This window comes from Microbacterium sp. Leaf436, from assembly GCF_001424715.1.
Taxonomy (GTDB): domain Bacteria; phylum Actinomycetota; class Actinomycetes; order Actinomycetales; family Microbacteriaceae; genus Microbacterium.
This window is the reverse complement of record NZ_LMRB01000003.1, coordinates 196,471-212,131: the sequence shown is the minus strand read 5'-3', so window position 1 is coordinate 212,131 and position 15,661 is coordinate 196,471. Positions and strand designations below refer to the sequence as shown.

At 69.8% G+C, this 15,661-nt stretch carries 15 protein-coding genes and 2 tRNA genes; 4 read left to right on the top strand and 13 right to left on the bottom strand.

Annotated features, from left to right (window positions below; all coding sequences use genetic code 11):
* The first annotated feature begins 234 nt into the window (after window positions 1-234).
* Window positions 235-1,857: a tyrosine-type recombinase/integrase gene (locus ASG45_RS09910; RefSeq protein ID WP_156459422.1), complete on the top strand. Its 1,623-nt coding sequence runs from the start codon at window positions 235-237 to the stop codon at window positions 1,855-1,857.
* A gap of 3 nt (window positions 1,858-1,860) precedes the next feature.
* Here ASG45_RS09910 and ASG45_RS09905 read toward each other — a convergent pair whose 3' ends face one another.
* Together ASG45_RS09905 and ASG45_RS09900 are read right to left on the bottom strand one after the other, a co-directional pair.
* On the bottom strand, window positions 1,861-2,670 hold the full coding sequence (locus tag ASG45_RS09905; protein WP_156459421.1) for a hypothetical protein: 810 nt from the start codon (window positions 2,668-2,670) through the stop codon (window positions 1,861-1,863).
* A 214-nt stretch (window positions 2,671-2,884) separates the two neighbouring features.
* Window positions 2,885-2,960: transfer RNA gene (locus tag ASG45_RS09900), tRNA-Glu, on the bottom strand.
* 186 nt (window positions 2,961-3,146) lie between these two features.
* On the opposite strand from ASG45_RS09900, the gene ASG45_RS09895 reads away from it, so the two are divergent.
* Window positions 3,147-3,785 (top strand): MBL fold metallo-hydrolase, encoded by a 639-nt coding sequence (locus ASG45_RS09895; protein ID WP_055836519.1) that lies wholly within the window; start codon window positions 3,147-3,149, stop codon window positions 3,783-3,785.
* A 169-nt stretch (window positions 3,786-3,954) separates the two neighbouring features.
* On the opposite strand, the gene ASG45_RS09890 is transcribed toward ASG45_RS09895, so the two are convergent.
* The 5 genes from ASG45_RS09890 to ASG45_RS09870 form a co-directional block, all read right to left on the bottom strand.
* The gene (locus ASG45_RS09890; RefSeq protein WP_055836516.1) at window positions 3,955-4,224 is read right to left on the bottom strand and encodes an HPr family phosphocarrier protein; all 270 of its coding nucleotides are present in this window, start codon (window positions 4,222-4,224) and stop codon (window positions 3,955-3,957) included.
* Between the two features lie 28 nt (window positions 4,225-4,252).
* On the bottom strand, window positions 4,253-6,322 hold the full coding sequence (locus tag ASG45_RS09885) for a PTS fructose transporter subunit IIABC (protein WP_055836512.1): 2,070 nt from the start codon (window positions 6,320-6,322) through the stop codon (window positions 4,253-4,255).
* Between the two features lie 19 nt (window positions 6,323-6,341).
* Entirely contained in the window at window positions 6,342-7,307 is a 966-nt protein-coding gene (locus ASG45_RS09880) for a 1-phosphofructokinase family hexose kinase (RefSeq protein ID WP_055836508.1), read from the bottom strand.
* On the bottom strand, window positions 7,304-8,086 hold the full coding sequence (locus ASG45_RS09875; RefSeq protein ID WP_055836503.1) for a DeoR/GlpR family DNA-binding transcription regulator: 783 nt from the start codon (window positions 8,084-8,086) through the stop codon (window positions 7,304-7,306). The genes ASG45_RS09880 and ASG45_RS09875 overlap by 4 nt, the downstream gene beginning before the upstream one ends.
* A gap of 169 nt (window positions 8,087-8,255) precedes the next feature.
* Window positions 8,256-9,272, bottom strand: a complete 1,017-nt coding sequence (locus ASG45_RS09870) for an SDR family NAD(P)-dependent oxidoreductase (RefSeq protein ID WP_055836498.1) — start codon at window positions 9,270-9,272, stop codon at window positions 8,256-8,258.
* A gap of 102 nt (window positions 9,273-9,374) precedes the next feature.
* Between ASG45_RS09870 and ASG45_RS09865 the strand changes: the two genes are divergently transcribed.
* Window positions 9,375-10,055 carry a TetR/AcrR family transcriptional regulator C-terminal domain-containing protein gene (locus ASG45_RS09865; protein ID WP_055836496.1) on the top strand — a complete coding sequence of 227 codons (681 nt, stop codon included), beginning with the start codon at window positions 9,375-9,377 and terminating at the stop codon, window positions 10,053-10,055.
* A 53-nt stretch (window positions 10,056-10,108) separates the two neighbouring features.
* On the opposite strand, the gene ASG45_RS09860 is transcribed toward ASG45_RS09865, so the two are convergent.
* From ASG45_RS09860 to ASG45_RS09835, 6 genes are all read right to left on the bottom strand, one after another.
* Entirely contained in the window at window positions 10,109-10,522 is a 414-nt protein-coding gene (locus ASG45_RS09860) for a hypothetical protein (RefSeq protein WP_055836494.1), read from the bottom strand.
* 87 nt (window positions 10,523-10,609) lie between these two features.
* Window positions 10,610-10,822 (bottom strand): hypothetical protein, encoded by a 213-nt coding sequence (locus ASG45_RS09855; RefSeq protein ID WP_055836492.1) that lies wholly within the window; start codon window positions 10,820-10,822, stop codon window positions 10,610-10,612.
* Between the two features lie 126 nt (window positions 10,823-10,948).
* Entirely contained in the window at window positions 10,949-11,638 is a 690-nt protein-coding gene (locus ASG45_RS09850; RefSeq protein WP_156459420.1) for a hypothetical protein, read from the bottom strand.
* A 101-nt stretch (window positions 11,639-11,739) separates the two neighbouring features.
* A tRNA-Gln gene (locus ASG45_RS09845) sits at window positions 11,740-11,811 on the bottom strand.
* Window positions 11,812-11,911: 100 nt separating this feature from the next.
* Window positions 11,912-13,426, bottom strand: a complete 1,515-nt coding sequence (gltX, locus tag ASG45_RS09840; RefSeq protein WP_055836484.1) for a glutamate--tRNA ligase — start codon at window positions 13,424-13,426, stop codon at window positions 11,912-11,914.
* 10 nt (window positions 13,427-13,436) lie between these two features.
* Entirely contained in the window at window positions 13,437-14,399 is a 963-nt protein-coding gene (locus tag ASG45_RS09835; protein ID WP_055836480.1) for a LysR family transcriptional regulator, read from the bottom strand.
* Between the two features lie 81 nt (window positions 14,400-14,480).
* Between ASG45_RS09835 and ASG45_RS09830 the strand changes: the two genes are divergently transcribed.
* Window positions 14,481-15,569 carry an aminotransferase class V-fold PLP-dependent enzyme gene (locus tag ASG45_RS09830; RefSeq protein WP_055836478.1) on the top strand — a complete coding sequence of 363 codons (1,089 nt, stop codon included), beginning with the start codon at window positions 14,481-14,483 and terminating at the stop codon, window positions 15,567-15,569.
* Window positions 15,570-15,661: the final 92 nt, after the last annotated feature.

Here is a 15,661-nt window from a genome sequence, read left to right as displayed (position 1 = left end):
ACTCAACTGCTGCTCACACCGCCCTCGGATCGGACACGACCACATCATGGTCGGAGCCGATCGAACCGCCGCCTTTCGGGCAATTTCAGAATAGTTCGGCTACGAGTCTCACGCTGACGTTTAGCCCTTTGAACAGGGATTTCTGTCCGCTCACTTAGCCACACGCGGCGCACAATCCTGGCGCGATTGGTTCCTCTCGATTCCGTTCGGTGCCGTCCCGACCATGATGTGGTCGTGAAAGCGAAAAACGGCATCTCCACCTACTCGACAGCGAAGGGCACCCGGTACAAGGTGCGCTACCGCAAGCCCGACCGCACTGCGGGAGCAAAGGGCGGGTTCACCACCCGTGCCGCCGCGCGGGCGTTCCAGCTTTCGATGGAGGTGCGTCGCTCTCAGGGGTCATTCGTCGATCCCTCGCTCGGTCGCGCGACGGTCGCGGAGGTCGCTGAGGAATGGCTTGCCGCTCGTTCCGCCGATACCAAGGGCACCAAGAAGTCCACCCTCTCCCGCGTCCGCAGCATCGTGCGTATCCGGGTCATCCCCGATCTCGGCGAACGTCGCATCGGAGATCTGACCAAGGGTGATGTTGGCGAGTGGGTGCGCACCTTGGAAGGTGAGCCCGAGACGATCCGCAAGACCGTCTCTGTGCTGCGCGGCATCCTGTCCTACGCCGTCGACCACAACCGCATCCACAGCAACCCCGCGAGCAAGATCGCCCAACCGAAGCTCGCCAAGAAGCCGAAGCGCTATCTCGACCACGCGCAGGTGGGCGATCTCTACGAGGCGGTCAACGAGACGAACCACGGAGAGGAGCATGGCTACGGTCTGGTTGCCCTCACGCTCGCGTATACAGGTCTGCGGTGGAGCGAGCTTGCTGGACTGCGAATCAACGATGTTGACCTCCGCAAGCGCCGAATCTCGGTCGCCCACACGATCGTTCAGGTCGATGGCAAGCAGATCGAGGATGTACCGAAGTCCTACGCCGCACGATCGGTGCCCATCCCCTCGTTCGTCGCCGAACTCTTGAGCAAGCACATCGAGCGGCGTCGCGCGGAACTCGATGTAGACGCTGCCACCCTGCGCGCGCAGTTGAAACTGCTCGCCGACAAGAACGCCGAACTGGATCGGGTACGGATGCGTGAGGGCGAACTCATTGCTCGCCTCGATGAGGTACGCGCCGAGCGCACCCTGCTCGACGCGCGCATCCAGGGGCTTCAGGAAGACCGGGAAGCGCGCATCGCCGCCGGGATGCCCACCGAGCCCGTGGACGAGCGCCTGGCGGTCGCTGAGCGCGCTCTGAGCCGTCTCCCGCAGATCGCAGGGCTCGAACTTCGGGTCAGCAAGGTGCCCGAGCGGATCGCGCGCCTGGAGAGCCAGATCGCGAAGCGACCTCGACAGTCCGAGCTTCTTCGAGAGCACCTTCGTGTGCTTGAACAGGAGCCGCTGTTCGTCGGAGTACGCACCCGCTCATGGCTGCGCAACGCGAGCTTCCGCAAGGGATGGCTCTCCCCCGCCGTCAAGCTCATGGACGAACGAGCGCTACAGGCTGCGTTCGACGCTGATCTGCCGCCCGCGAAGCCGCTCGGCGACATCGAACCACACGAACTCCGACACACATACGCGAGCCTCGCGGTGTCGGAGAACGCAAACGTGAAGGCACTCCAGCGCGCGCTTGGTCACGAGAAAGCAAGCGTGACCCTCGACGTGTACGCCGATCTCTTCGAGGACGACCTGGACGACGTAGCGGAACGGCTCGACTGGAAGGTGCGTTCACTCACGACTTCCGCCAACTTCGCCCCTGCCAATTCCAGGGTCGAGCCCATCGCCTTCGACGACCCGATGTGGGACGACAAGTAGCGCCTACGCCTTGTCGGTCTCGTCTTCGTCATCGTCAGTGGGCTCAGTGATCTCGAATGCCCGCTGCGGCATGACTGAGCCCTGCGTCTGAATTGGGAGCAGTAGCGCGTCTGACTCTTCGCCAAACACACGTTCGACCACGGTTTCCGGGTCTTCGGTCAGTAGCTCGGGGTGCTTCTCCAAGATCAGATCGACTCTCTCGTTGATCTCCTCGGGTGTCAGTTCACGCATCGCACTTGCAAGCTCCCGAGTGCCCTCATCGTCGAGGATACGAGCGCTGACGAGTGTCGCCCACTGCTCTGCGCTGATGGCGCGGTGGGCGTTGCTCGCTGCACGGTGAGCGAGTGCTTCAAAGAACAGCGTGAACCACTGCTCACTCGTGATCTCGATCACCGACTCTTCGATCTCGTCGCCTGCCTGGCGCGACACATCGTTCGTCGGTGCGGGCACGGTTGCGATCTCGGAGCCCGCCTCCGACTCAGCTTCGATGTCCTGAGCTTCTGCCTTCTTGTCCGCCCAGACCTGCTTGATCTTCGGGACACCCTTCGTGACGAGCAACGTGCCGCCGATGCTGACCCCCGCGACCACAGCCGCGAGGATCACCTTCTCGCGGGTGACGCTCCCGCTGGACTTCTCGATGGCTTTCGTGGCGTAGAGCACGACTTGCTCACGCACTCCCCCAGCGCCATGCACGAGCGGGCTCAGCCCGCCGGGGCTCTTGAGGGACTGCGACAGCGTGCTGCCCACGCTGCGCTCAACGATCATCAATTCACGGATGACCTCGGGAACTATGTCTCCACCACCGGCTGCCATGTTCCTAACCGTAGCGTCCACGCGTCGGCGCACGGCAGTGTCAGGACGCCGCCAGAACGCGGCGATCCGCACCGCCTGTGAGATGTGGGCTGTTCGCCGGTGTGTCCAAAGTGTGTCCAAGACAGGAGCGCGCTGACGCTGTGGAGTGGCAGCGTGGAAAGCACTAGAGCCCCGGTTCCCTTTGTTTTCAAGGGAACCGGGGCGCTAATAATGTTGGTGACCCCAGCGGGATTCGAACCCGCGTTACCGCCGTGAGAGGGCAGCGTACTAGGCCGCTATACGATGGGGCCGCTTCGCAACCGTTCAAGTATGCACCACGAATTGCGCGCACGCAAAATCGGGGCCGGAACCACCGAATTCCCGGGCGTGTCCGGCCACGGTACCGCGAGAACGCGGCGGGCGGAAGAGCCGATAGCCCGACTTCGCCTCCCCCGCCAGCGGTTGCCGCCCGCGCGGTCGCGGAGTTCACTGGGAGCATGCGCCTCACGAAGCACGAACACGCCGCCCTGGTCCTCGTCGAGTCGGGACACACCCTCGTCGTCGACCCCGGGAGCTTCACCTCGCCGCTCGAAGACCTCGTCGGTCTCGTCGGCGTCGTCATCACCCACGAACACGCCGACCACTGGACGGCCGATCACCTCACGCGCCTGCAGAAGGCCCACCCCGGCGTTCCGATCTACGGTCCCGAGGGCGTGGTGCACGCGGCCGCCGGCTTCGACGTCATCGCGGTCTCCCCCGGCGACCGTCTCGACGTGGGCCCCTTCCACCTCGAGTTCTTCGGAGGGACGCACGCGGTCATCCACGAGTCGATCCCGAACGTCGACAACGTCGGCGTGCTCGTCAACGACGCGCTGTACTACCCCGGCGATTCGTACGCCGTCCCGAAGCGCTCGAAGGTGCAGCTGCTGGCCGCGCCCGTCGGTGCCCCGTGGCTGAAGATCGGCGACGCCATCGACTTCGTCCTCGACGTCAAGCCCGACCGTGTGTTCGCCACCCATGACATGACCCTGTCGACGGCGGGCAAGCAGATGGGCGCCGCGCGCCTCACCTGGGCCGCTGAGCAGAACGGCGGATCGTTCGTCGATCTGCAGCCGGGCGACACTCTCGACGTCTGAGGCTCGGACCGGGCCACACTCCTGAACGATCCGCGCGCCCGGGCCCTTCGGCGGCCGACAGCCCGCACCGATCGGCGAAACTCAGGAGTTCGGCCCGCCACCCGTACGCGAAACACCGGATGCCACGAGCCCTGGGGCCCGTGGCATCCGGTGTTGTGAAGCGCGGTGCTTACTGCGCGTCGAGGTCGGTCTCGAGAAGAGCGACGAGCTCGTCGAGCGCCTGCTCGGCGCCGTCGCCCTCGGCCTTCAGGGTCACGACGGTGCCGTGACCGGCACCCAGGCCCATGAGCGAGAGGATGCTGCCGGCGTTGAGGTCGGCACCGCCCTCGGCTGCGATCGTGACGGGGATCTTCTTCTCCTGCACGGCCTGCACGAAGAGCTTCGCGGGACGGGCGTGGAGGCCCGAGGCGCTGGCGATGGTGGCCTGACGTTCTGCCATGGTGAATCCTCTCGATTCGACGGGGGTATTACGCGGCGACCGTGGCCGCGGGAGCGGTCTCGGCGACGGACGGGTCCTTCTGAGCGCCGATGCGCTTGAGCGCGACGACGATCAGCGCCGTCACGACCGTACCCAACGCGATTGCGAGCGCGAAACCCCAGAAGGGGTTGATCGCGAAGAACACGAACACGCCGCCGTGCGGGGCGAACGACTGCACGCCGATGATCATGCTGAGTCCACCGGTGATCGCACCGCCCACCATAGAGGCGGGGATGACGCGCAGCGGGTCGGCGGCGGCGAACGGAATCGCGCCCTCGGAGATGAACGAAGCACCCAGCAGCCACGCTGCGGCGCCGTTCTCACGCTCGACCGGCGTGAACCGGCCGCGGGCGAGCACGGTCGAGGCCAGCGCCATCGCGAGCGGCGGCACCATGCCCGCGGCCATGACCGCGGCCATGATCAGGTACGGCGTGGTGTTGGACTGGGTGGCGGCGGCGAGGCCCGTGGTGGCGAAGACGTAGGCGACCTTGTTGACCGGGCCACCGAGGTCGAAGCACATCATGAGGCCGAGGATCACGCCCAGCACGATCGCGCCGGCACCGCTGCCCGCGAGGCCGGTGAGGCCCTCGGTGAGGGCGGCCATGAGCGAGGCGATCGGGCGTCCGAGGAAGAGGATCATCAGCCCCGAGGCGAAGATCGAGCCGAGGAAGGGCACGATTACCACCGGCATGAGGCCGCGCAGCCACCGCGGGGCGTCGAAGCGACCGAGCCACCAGGCGATGAAACCGGCGAGCAGACCACCGATGATGCCGCCGATGAAGCCGGCGTTCATGAGCACGGCGACGGCACCGGCGACGAAGCCCGGGGCGATGCCGGGGCGATCGGCGATCGCGTAGGCGATGAAGCCCGCGAGCACGGCCACGATGAAGCCCATCGAGGTCGACCCGATCATGAACGCGACCGAGCCGAGGTACTGGCCCAGCGGGCCGAACGACGACGTGATGCCTTCGGTCGGCAGATCCCACAGCGAGTTCTGGATGATGACGTTGGCCGCGTTCTGCGTGACCTGGTACCCGCCGAGAAGGAACCCGAGGGCGATCAGCAGACCGCCACCGGCGACGAACGGGATCATGTAGCTGACACCGGTCAGCAGCCACCGCTGGATGCGGCGGCCGACCGACTGCTGGGCGATGGGGGCCTCGGCGGCACCCGCACCGGCGGCACCGCCCTGCACGCGCGCGGCGTTCGGGTTGTCGCTGGCGGCGAGGGCTTCGGCGATGAGCTGCTTCGGCTGCTCGATGCCGCGCTTGACGCCGGCGCGCACGACGGGCTTGCCCGCGAAGCGCTGGGGTTCGCGCACGTCGACGTCGACCGCGAAGATCACGGCGTCGGCGTCGTCGATGACGCTCTGCGGCAGGGCCTTGTAGCCGCTCGAGCCCTGCGGCTCCACGATCAGCTCGACGCCCTCGGTCTCGGCGCCGGCGGCGGTGAGCGCGTCGGCGGCCATGAAGGTGTGGGCGATGCCGGTGGCGCACGCGGTGACCGCCACGATCTTCTTCGTGCGCCCCGCGGCACGGGTCTCGGCGCGCGTGGCGGCGGGGGCCGCCGCGGCGGCAGGTGCTGCGGCGGGGGCCGAAGCGGCGGGGGCCGGGGTCACGGCATCCGTGATGATGCGCACGGCGTCGGCGGGCGTCTGCGCGGCGCGCAGACCCGACATGAAGTCGTTGTTCATGAGGCTCCGCGCGAGCTGCGACAGCACCGCCAGGTGCGCCTCGTCGGCACCGGCGGGCGCGGCGATGAGGAACACGATGTCGGCGGGGCCGTCGGGGGCGCCGAAGTCGACCCCGGGCGTCAGACGCGCGAACGCGAGGGTCGGCTCGGTGACCGAGGCGCTGCGGGCGTGCGGAATTCCGATGCCGCCGGGCAGGCCGGTCTCGTCCTTCTGCTCACGGGCCCAGGCGTCGTCGAAGAGTTCCTGGGCGCTGGTCGCGCGACCCTGCGCGACGACGCGCTCGGCCAGGGCACGGATCACCGACTGCTTGTCGGTGCCCAGGGGCGCGTCGAGGGTGACGAGCTCCGCGGTGATGATGTCGGACATTGTCTGGTGACCTCCGTGGTCAGGATGTTGCGGTGTGGGTGGAGAAGTCGGAGACGGCGATCGTGCCCGCGGGCAGATCGGCCGGTGTCGGGGCCTGAGTCCCCGGCAGGGTCGCGGCGGCGGCGCCGTACGAGATGCTCCGCGCGAGACGGTCGGGAGCCGAGGCTCCCTCGAGGTCGGCCAGCAGGTAGCCGGCGAGCGAGCTGTCGCCCGCGCCGACCGTGCTGGCGACCTGGATTCGGGGGGCGCGACCGCGCCACGCGCCGTCGGCCGTGAACAGCAGGGCACCGTCGGCCCCGAGGGTCACGAGGGCGGATGCCACCCGCTCGGGCACGAGCGTGCGTGCACGGCGGGTCGCTTCGGTGAGCACATCGGCGTCGCCGGCGGCGTCGTCACCGACGAGCTCGGCGAGCTCTTCGTGGTTGGGCTTGATGAGATCGGGACGGGCGGTGGCGACCACCGCGGCCAGCGCCGGCCCCGAGGCGTCGACCGCCACGCGCGGAGCGGCGGCGCCCCAGCGCACGCGGACCGCCGTGATGAGATCGGCGTAGAACGAGGCGGGAACGCCCGGCGGCAGCGATCCGGCGAGCACGAGCCACGTGGCGCCCTCGGCCGCGGCGACGACGCCGGCGACCAGAGCCTCGGCTTCGGCGCCGGACAGCTCGGCACCCGGCAGGTTGAGCTTGGTGGTCTCGCCCGCCGGGTCGGTGATGGTGAGGTTGGCCCGGGCGCGCCCCGCGACCTCGACCAGGTCGAGGGCGATGGCGGTGTCTTCGAGCAGCATCCGGTACGGGTCGTGCGCGTTGACGGGGACGACGGCGCGCGCGGGGGCTCCGGCCGCCGTGACCACGCGGGCGACGTTGACGCCCTTGCCGCCCGCGTCTTCGCGGGACGACAGCGCGCGCTGTACCTCACCGGGGGCGAGGGCGTCGGAGAGCACCACGGCGCGGTCGGCCGAAGGGTTGGCGGTCAGGGTGACGATCATGCGACACGCACCTCGACGTCGGCGTCGGCCAGGGCCTCCGCGAGCGGGGCGGGCGGGGCCGCGTCGGTGACGAGCACGTCGATCTCGTCGAGTCGGGCGAAACGCACGAGCAGTTCCTCTCCGAACTTGGCCGCGTCGGCGACGAGTACGACACGACGGGCCGACTGGATGATGGCGGTCTTGACGGCGGCCTCGTCGGGATCGGGCGTGCTGAGCCCGAAGCCGGCGCTCAGACCGTTCGTGCCGACGAAGGCGATGTCGGGGCGCAGCTGGCCGATGGTGCGAACGGTGTGCGCACCGACGGCCGCGGCGGTCACCCCGCGTACCCGTCCGCCGATGGTGGTGAGCGAGAGACGCTCCTCGCCAGCGAGCAGGTGCGCCGCCTCGAGCGAATGCGTGACGACCTCGACCCCGGAGCCGGCGTCGAGCGCGGCGGGGAGCATCGCGGCCACGGCGGCGGGCGTCGTTCCGCCGTCGAGGAAGATCGACCCGCGGAAGTCCGCTCCGAGAAGGCCGGCCGCCTCGGCGGCGATCGCGCGCTTGGCGTCACCGCGGCGCTCACGCCGCTCGGTGAGCGAGGATTCCGCCGTGCTGGCCCGGTCGACACCGACCGCCCCACCGTGCACGCGGCGCAGAGATCCGGTGCCCTCGAGGCGGTCGAGGTCGCGACGCACGGTCTCGGTCGTCACGTCGAAGCGGCGGGCCAGGTCGATGACGCTGACGCGTCCGACCTCGCGCAGTTCGCGCTCGATGAGCTGCTGGCGCTCCATTGCGTACACGGGATCTCCTTCGAAGATTCCCACACGATACAACACGAAACAACACACAGCAATACTCCGCGGCATCCAGGTCCGTACCGACGCGAGGAACGTCGCGGGGCCGCCCGAGCCGGGTGTCGAGGAGACGGGCCTGCGCACTCCCCGGCACCCGTCCCCTCGACACGGGCGACTACTGCACCGACCACCCGCCGTCGGAGGGCAGGATCGCCCCGTTGATGTTCACCGCGTCGTCGCTGAGCAGGAACGTGATGGACGCGGCGAGCTTCTCGGCGGTGGCGATCGTCGGGATCGCCTGCTGGAACGGCGCCAGGCGGGCGGATCCCGCCACAGAGGGGTGGGCGGACATCGGGATGCCGGTGGCGACGCCGCCCGGTGCGACCGCGTTGACGCGCAGCCCCTGCGGCCCGTACATGAACGCGGCGCTCCGCGTCAGACCGATCACGCCGTGCTTGGACACCGTGTACGCGTTCCCGGAGGCGTTGCCTCGCAGCCCCGCCTCGGAAGTGACGTTCACGATCGCCCCGGACCCCGCCGCGAGCATGAGCGGAACGACGGCGCGCGACAGCTTGAAGCCCCCGGTGAGATTGATACCGATCACTCGATCCCACATCTCGTCACTGGTTTCATGCAGAGGCGAGAAGTCGTCGTTGATGCCGGCGACGTTCGCCAGGCCGTCGATGCGGTCCCCGGCGGCTGCGACGATCTCGTCGATGTCCTGCTGCCGCGTGATGTCTCCCACGACGACGACCATCTCGGCGCCCTCGGCGGCGGCCGCGGTCTCGGCGAGCCGGTCGCGGCTGATGTCGACCGCCACGACCCGACCACCCTCTCGCGCGATGCGCACGGCCGTCGCACGACCGATCCCGCCGGCGGCACCGGTGACGACGACCGTCTTCCCCGCGAATCGACCCGGCGTGATCTTCTCCACCCATCCCGCCGAGTCCCCCGACGGCGGAACGACCCCGTCGTTCGCGCGCAAGACCAGATCGTCGACCACGGATTGCGGCATCTTGCCCTGACTCATCGTCACGAGCTGCTGCAGCGGGAGTTCCCGGACGGGACCCAGGACGTCATCGCCCACTCCGGACTCCCGTAGGAGTCCGCGGATCAGCGGGCCGCCGACGGGATGCTCCAACCATGAGCCGATGGTGCTGTCGGCGGTCACGTGTCCCGATGTCCCGGCCATTGCGTTCTCCTTCTGTTGAGGCGGCGTCCCTCAGTGAGACGACCATGCTCAGAGTAGGTATTCACGCCCGTGAATACAATCGTCGACGCCTAGGATGGACGGGTGACCGACGACGAGACGACCCCGGACGGGCCTCGGCGCGGGCGCGGCACCCGCGCCGGACTCACCGCGGCCCGGATCGTCGAGGCGGCGCGAGACCTGGACGCCGAGACGATCACCGTCAAGGCCGTCGCCGACCGACTCGGCGTCGACCGCGCGGCGGTGCATCATCACGTCAGCGACGTGGGCGCCCTTCGACAGGCTGTGGCCTTCGAGGCGTTCACCGGGAACTTCGGCACCCTTGCTCTTCCCCCGGATGCCGATTGGCGGCAAGCGTGTCGACTCCTGGCGCTGTCGATGCACGGTGCCGTCCTCGCCGCCAGGGGTCTCGGCGTGTACGTGCGCCTCACGGCTGCCAACGTCGCGCTCCTCGAGCCCGTCGATCGCACCCTGCGCATCATGACGGAGGCCGGTTTCGATGACGAGACCGCCGCCCGTAGTCTGGCGGCGCTCACCACCATGGCCGGCGCTCTGGCACGCGAGCAACTCATCGCGCAGCAGCCGTCGGGGCACCCGCAGGTTCCGGAACTGCGTCTCGCACTCGACGAGGCGGAGAGCGCACACCTCCCGGCCCTTCGACGCTTCGCTCGAGCCGACCTCGTCGATTTCGACGACACGCAGCTGCAGATGAGCATCGACCTTCTGCTCGAGGGAATGGCCGCGCGGCTCACGAACACCCGCTGAGGACCCCGCGGGGAGGCACGCACCCGGACGGAGTCCTCGCGCGTGCTTCCCCGTCAGGGAGCGACGACCGAGATCGTGAACGCGATCTGCTGGCCGTCGGGGCCGGTGAGCGTCGCGGTCGTGGTGCCCACCTTGCGCGCCTCGAACCCCGGACGGAAGACGGCGCCCTCCGACGCTCCGCCGGCCGAGAACTCCGCGATCGTGGGATCCGCCGTCGTCCCGCTCCACTCGGCTTCGGTGCCGTCGGGCACCGCGAGCACGAGGGCGGTCGCCACGACGACCGTCGCGTCGCGGGTGTCGAGTTCTCCGGGCGAGACGACCGTCGGCGGAAGCGCCTGCGAACCGATGGACGCCGCGGGACTCGCGCTCGAGCCCGTCACCGGCGTGTCGCCCGACGCGGAGGGAGTGCATCCCGCGACCAGCAGCGGGAGGGCGACGACAGCGACGACGAGGGACCAACGCTTCACGGGTGACCTGCTTCCGGCTCCGGCCCGTCGACGCGGGCACTGAGGGGATCGTAGCGAAGCCATGCTCACCCCCGACGAACGCGCCCCCTACTCCTCCGGCGACGTGCTGTCGTCGACGGCGGTCACCGGGATCTCGATCGACGAGATCGACGTCTCACCGAGCCCGAGCAGAGCGGGCGACGCGACGTCGAGTGGAGCGTCGTCGGGCAGGACCTCGGCGCGACTGCGCGGCCGCTGGGGCTCGCCGGGAAGGCCCGCCCACTCGCTCGGTTCTTCGGGACGCTGCACGAAAAGACCCATGGCACCATTCTCGCTCGTCACGACCGGTCGCGCATCGCCTCTCGGACGACCACGGCCCGGCGGGCGCCGATCTCCCCCACGCCAAACCGGATGCCGTTCCTCGCGCCGCACGCGACCCTCGCCCGATCAGCGGGCGAAGACGTACTGCAACGAGAGTCGCCCGTCGGCGTCGACCGCGACGTGGGCCGAGACCGTGATGCTGCCGAGGGGCGTGGGCGGCAGGCTCGCCGTGGTCGCCTGGCCCTCGGCGCGGGCCGCGTCGCCGACCTGTTGCGCGAGGGTGGCGACGTCGGCCTCGGACCATCCCCACTGCTCCGCCCGTTGCTCGAGGTCGGCGCGGATGCTGACCCACGTCGTGCTCGAGGCCGGCTGCACGCTCACCGCCGACAGGAGATCGCCGCGCGTCGCGAGCGCGAACCACGTCGCGCCCGAGAAATCCAGGGACTCCCCGTCGGCCCGCACCGTCACCGTGAGCGGCACGAGGGTCTCCACCGGCGTGTCCGCGTCGGCGGGGAGGCCCAGGTCGCTGGCCGACGCCGAGGTCGTCAGATCGATGACGACGGCGCGCTGCCGGTTGAAGAAGTCGGTCCCGGCGCGGTCGAATCGGGATTGTCCGTCCGACAGCTCTTGGTCGGCCGACGGCGCGGGATCCTCGACGACCCACCAGGAGTTCGCCATCGCGTACGCGCCGACGCCGACGGCCGCGCAGATGACGACGACCACCGACAGGGTGATCCACGTCGCGAGCTGCTCTCTGCGTCGGCGCCGCTGCTGCGCCGACGGAGGCCGCGGGGGTGGCGGTGTGGTTCGGGTCATGCGGCGTGCCCCTTCGCGAGTGCGGCATCACGTCGGGGCGGGAAGAAAGCAAAAGCCCCGGCTTCTCGCAACATAAGCGATGACCGGGGCTTTTCGTCTTGCTGGGGTACCTGGACTCGAACCAAGAACAACGGAACCAGAAACCGCCGTGTTGCCAATTACACCATACCCCAAGGCGGTGAGCCGTAACTCGTGCCGAGAGACAAGCTTACGCGACGTCGGCCCGAGTGCCAAAACGGGGCCGGCCCGCGCGCGTCGCGCGGGCCGCTCCGCTCAGCCCAGGTGCTGCACCAGGGCGCCGAGGCGGCGGAGGGTGTCGGCCTTGCCGAGCAGTTCCATCGACTCGAACAGCGGCGGCGACACCCGGCGGCCCGTGAGGGCGACGCGCGGGGGGCCGTAGGCGATGCGGGGCTTGAGCCCCAGCTCGTCGACCAGAGCGCTCGACAACGCCGCCTGCACCGCCTCGGTGGTGAAGGCGGACTCGGGAACGAGCTCGAGGGCGGCGACCGAGGCGACCAGCACCTCGCCCGCGTTGGCCGGAAGGCCCTTCAGGGCGTCCTCGGCGTACTCCACGTCGGAGACGAACAAGAACCCGAGCATGCCCGGCACCTCACCGAGCAGCTGCACGCGCTCCTGCACGAGGGGAGCTGCCGACGCGATGATCGCGCGGTGCTCCTCGCTCGGCTGCTCCGCGATGAGACCTGCACCCGCGAGGTAGGGGACGATCCGCGACGCGAAGTCATCGGCATCCAGCAGGCGGATGTGGTCGCCGTTGATCGCCTCGGCCTTCTTCTGGTCGAAGCGCGCCGGGTTGGGGTTGACGTCGGCGATGTCGAACGCGGCGATCATCTCGTCGAGCGAGAACACGTCGCGGTCGCTCGCGAGCGACCATCCGAGCAGCGACAGGTAGTTGAGCAGGCCCTCGTGGATGAAGCCCTTCTCGCGCTGCAGGAACAGGTCGGCCTGCGGGTCGCGCTTGGAGAGCTTCTTGTTGCCGGTCTCTCCCAGCACGAGCGGCATGTGTCCGAAGCGCGGAACGTAGTCGGTGACGCCGGCGTCGAGCAGCGCGCGGTAGAGCGCGAGCTGGCGAGCGGTGGAGGGCATGAGGTCCTCGCCGCGGATGACGTGGGTGATGCCCATGAGGGCGTCGTCGACGGGGTTCACGAACGTGTACAGCGGGATGCCGCCGGCGCGGACGACCACGAAGTCGGGGAACGATCCGGCCGGGAACGTCACCTCGCCGCGGATGAGGTCGACGTAGGTGAGGTCCTCGTCGGGCACGCGCACGCGCCACGCGGGCTCGCGCCCCTCAGCGCGGAAGGCGGCCTTCTGCTCGTCGGTGAGGTCGCGGTCGTAGTTGTCGTAGCCGAGCTGCTTCGCCCGACCGTTGGCCGCGTTGCGCGCGTCGATCTCGTCGGCGGTGGAGTAGCTCTCGTAGACGGCCCCGGCCGCGATGAGCTTGTCGAGCACCTCACGGTAGATGTCGTGACGCTGGGACTGCCGGTACGGCGCGTGGGGGCCGCCCACCTCGACGCCCTCGTCCCAGTCGATGTTCATCCACCGCAGCGCCTCGAGCAGCTGCTGGTAGCTCTCCTCGCTGTCGCGCGCGGCGTCGGTGTCTTCGATGCGGAAGACGAGTTTGCCGCCGTTGTGCCGGGCGTAGGCCCAGTTGAACAGGACGGTGCGGATGAGACCTACGTGCGGCAGACCCGTCGGAGACGGGCAGAAGCGGACGCGAACGTCGGCGCCGGAGGCGGTCGTGGTGCGGGGATCAGGCGTGGCAGACATCGCCTCGATCCTACCGGCGGGCGGTGCCGGTTCCCGAGAGACGGAGGTGATCGGCGAGCACGTCGGTCATCACCTCGAGAGCCGCCCCCACGGCGGGAACGTGCTCCGCTCCCCGCGCGGTGACCACGTGCAGGGTGCGCGCCTCGGCGGCCGGCAGACGGGGAGCGGCGATTCCGGCGAGCAGGGGCAATGACACCACGGCCATGCGCGGCAGGATCGCCATGCCGACCCCCTGGGCGACGAGGGCTTCGACCGCGATGAAGTTGTCGGTCTCGAACGCGATGTCCGGCGTGAATCCGGCCCGCCCGCAGGCCTCGAGCAGGTGTCCGCGGCACTGCGGGCAGCCCGCGATCCAGCGCTCCCCCGCGAGCCGCGACAGATCGATCGGGTCGTGGGCGGCGGCGGGGTGCCCGATGGGCACGACCACGACGGTGTCGTCGTCGCCGATCACCCGCGCCGAGAGTCCGGATGCCGCGGACTCCAGGTGTTCGCGCCGATCACCCGGGTAGCTGTAGGTCAGGGCGATGTCGGCGCGGTTCTCGCGCACGGCGGAGATGGCTTCGGGCGGCTCGGCCTCGATGAAGCTGATCGAGACTCCCGGACGCCGGGCGGTGACCGCGGCGATCACGCGCGGCACGACCGTCGACGAGGCAGAGGGGAACGCCGCGATGCGCACGCGCCCCGCGCGGAGCCCCCGCAGCTCGGCGAGGTCGCCGGCGGCCGCGTCGAGCGCGGTGGTGACGGTGGCGGCGTGCCGCGCGAGCACCAGGCCGGCCTCGGTGAGCCGGATGCCGCGTCCGACCCGCTCGACGATCGGCAACCCGGCGCGCCGCTCGAGCCGACGCAGCTGCTGGCTCACGGCGGGCTGGCTGTAACCGAGCGCGCGGGCGGCGGCGGTGATGGACCCCGTGTCGGCGATCGCCTTGACGACGCGGAGGGCGTTCGCATCGAGGACGTCGTCTGTCTCGCTCATCCCCATACATAAGCATTCTTGATGCTTCTCATGCAACACCTGCCCTGGTGCAATAACCCGTTCGGCGGGAACCTGGAACACATGAGCAGCCTCACCTCGCACTTCGCCGGTGGCCGCGACTACCTCGCCGCCTGCACCCTCGGCCTCCCGCCGCGAGCGACGGTCGCCGCCGTCCGCGCCGACCTCGAGTCCGCGGCATCCGGTCGTCCCGACGTCGTCGCGGCGTCGCTGGCCGTCGAGCAGGCCCGATCGTCGTTCGCCCGCTTGGTGTGCGCGCCCGTCGGCGACGTGGCCATCGGCTCGCAGACCTCGGTGCTGGTCTCGCTCATCGCCGCGTCGGTGCCCGACGGTGCCGAGGTGCTCTGCGCCGAGGGCGACTTCTCGTCGCTCGTGGCGCCCTTCGTCCACGCGGGACGCGGCATCCGCCTGCGCACCGCTCCCCTGCACGAACTCGCCGATGCGGTCTCGCCCGACACGTGGCTCGTGGCGTTCTCGCTGGTGCAGTCGGCGACGGGCGAGGTGGCGGATGCCGCCGGCGTCGCCGCCGCCGCGGCGCGAGCGGGCGCCCGCACCCTCTGCGACCTCACTCAGGCCGCGGGGTGGCTTCCGATCGACGCGACGATGTTCGACGCGACGGTGTGCCACACCTACAAGTGGCTGTGCTGCCCCCGCGGAGTGGCGTTCCTCACGATCGATCCCGACTTCGCGCGCGAGATCCGTCCGGTGCAGGCCGGCTGGTACTCGGGCGACGACCCGTGGTCATCGTGCTACGGCACCGGCGGCACGCTGGCTTCCGACGCCCGACGCTTCGACGTGTCACCCGCCTGGCAGGCGTTCGTCGGTGCAGCTCCCGCTCTCGCTCTCTTCGCCGACGCCGACATCACCGCCATCTACGCCCACGCCACCGGGCTCGCGGCGCGCTTCCGCGACGGTCTCGGCCTGGCTCACCCCGCCCGCCCCTCGGCGATCGTGACGTGGCCGGATGCCACGGGCGAAGCCCTCGCCCAGCTCACCGCCCACGGCATCACGGCGTCGGGACGCGCGGGCCGCGCCCGGGTGGCGTTCCACGTGTTCAACGACGAGCTCGACGTCGACCGCGCCCTGCACGCCCTCGGCGTGCGCAATGACTCCGACCTGTCCCCGTTCGACGGCCTGGTCTACGCGATCTGACCGCGCCCCGGCGCCCCGGCGCTCCCGCGCGTCGCGCGGGAGTCGCCAGAGATCGTCGCTTCGGGGGTCTCCGAAGCGACAGATTCTCGCGG

Excerpts from the sequence above, each read along its gene's own strand:
- ASG45_RS09905 (WP_156459421.1), bottom strand. The coding sequence starts at position 2,670 with ATGGCAGCCGGTGGTGGAGACATAGTTCCCGAGGTCATCCGTGAATTG.
- ASG45_RS09880 (WP_055836508.1), bottom strand. The coding sequence starts at position 7,307 with ATGATCGTCACCCTGACCGCCAACCCTTCGGCCGACCGCGCCGTGGTG.
- gltX (WP_055836484.1), bottom strand. The coding sequence starts at position 13,426 with ATGTCTGCCACGCCTGATCCCCGCACCACGACCGCCTCCGGCGCCGAC.
- ASG45_RS09835 (WP_055836480.1), bottom strand. The coding sequence starts at position 14,399 with ATGAGCGAGACAGACGACGTCCTCGATGCGAACGCCCTCCGCGTCGTC.
- ASG45_RS09850 (WP_156459420.1), bottom strand. The coding sequence starts at position 11,638 with ATGACCCGAACCACACCGCCACCCCCGCGGCCTCCGTCGGCGCAGCAG.
- ASG45_RS09890 (WP_055836516.1), bottom strand. The coding sequence starts at position 4,224 with ATGGCAGAACGTCAGGCCACCATCGCCAGCGCCTCGGGCCTCCACGCC.
- ASG45_RS09855 (WP_055836492.1), bottom strand. The coding sequence starts at position 10,822 with ATGGGTCTTTTCGTGCAGCGTCCCGAAGAACCGAGCGAGTGGGCGGGC.
- ASG45_RS09885 (WP_055836512.1), bottom strand. The coding sequence starts at position 6,322 with ATGTCCGACATCATCACCGCGGAGCTCGTCACCCTCGACGCGCCCCTG.
- ASG45_RS09830 (WP_055836478.1), top strand. The coding sequence starts at position 14,481 with ATGAGCAGCCTCACCTCGCACTTCGCCGGTGGCCGCGACTACCTCGCC.
- ASG45_RS09895 (WP_055836519.1), top strand. The coding sequence starts at position 3,147 with ATGCGCCTCACGAAGCACGAACACGCCGCCCTGGTCCTCGTCGAGTCG.
- ASG45_RS09870 (WP_055836498.1), bottom strand. The coding sequence starts at position 9,272 with ATGGCCGGGACATCGGGACACGTGACCGCCGACAGCACCATCGGCTCA.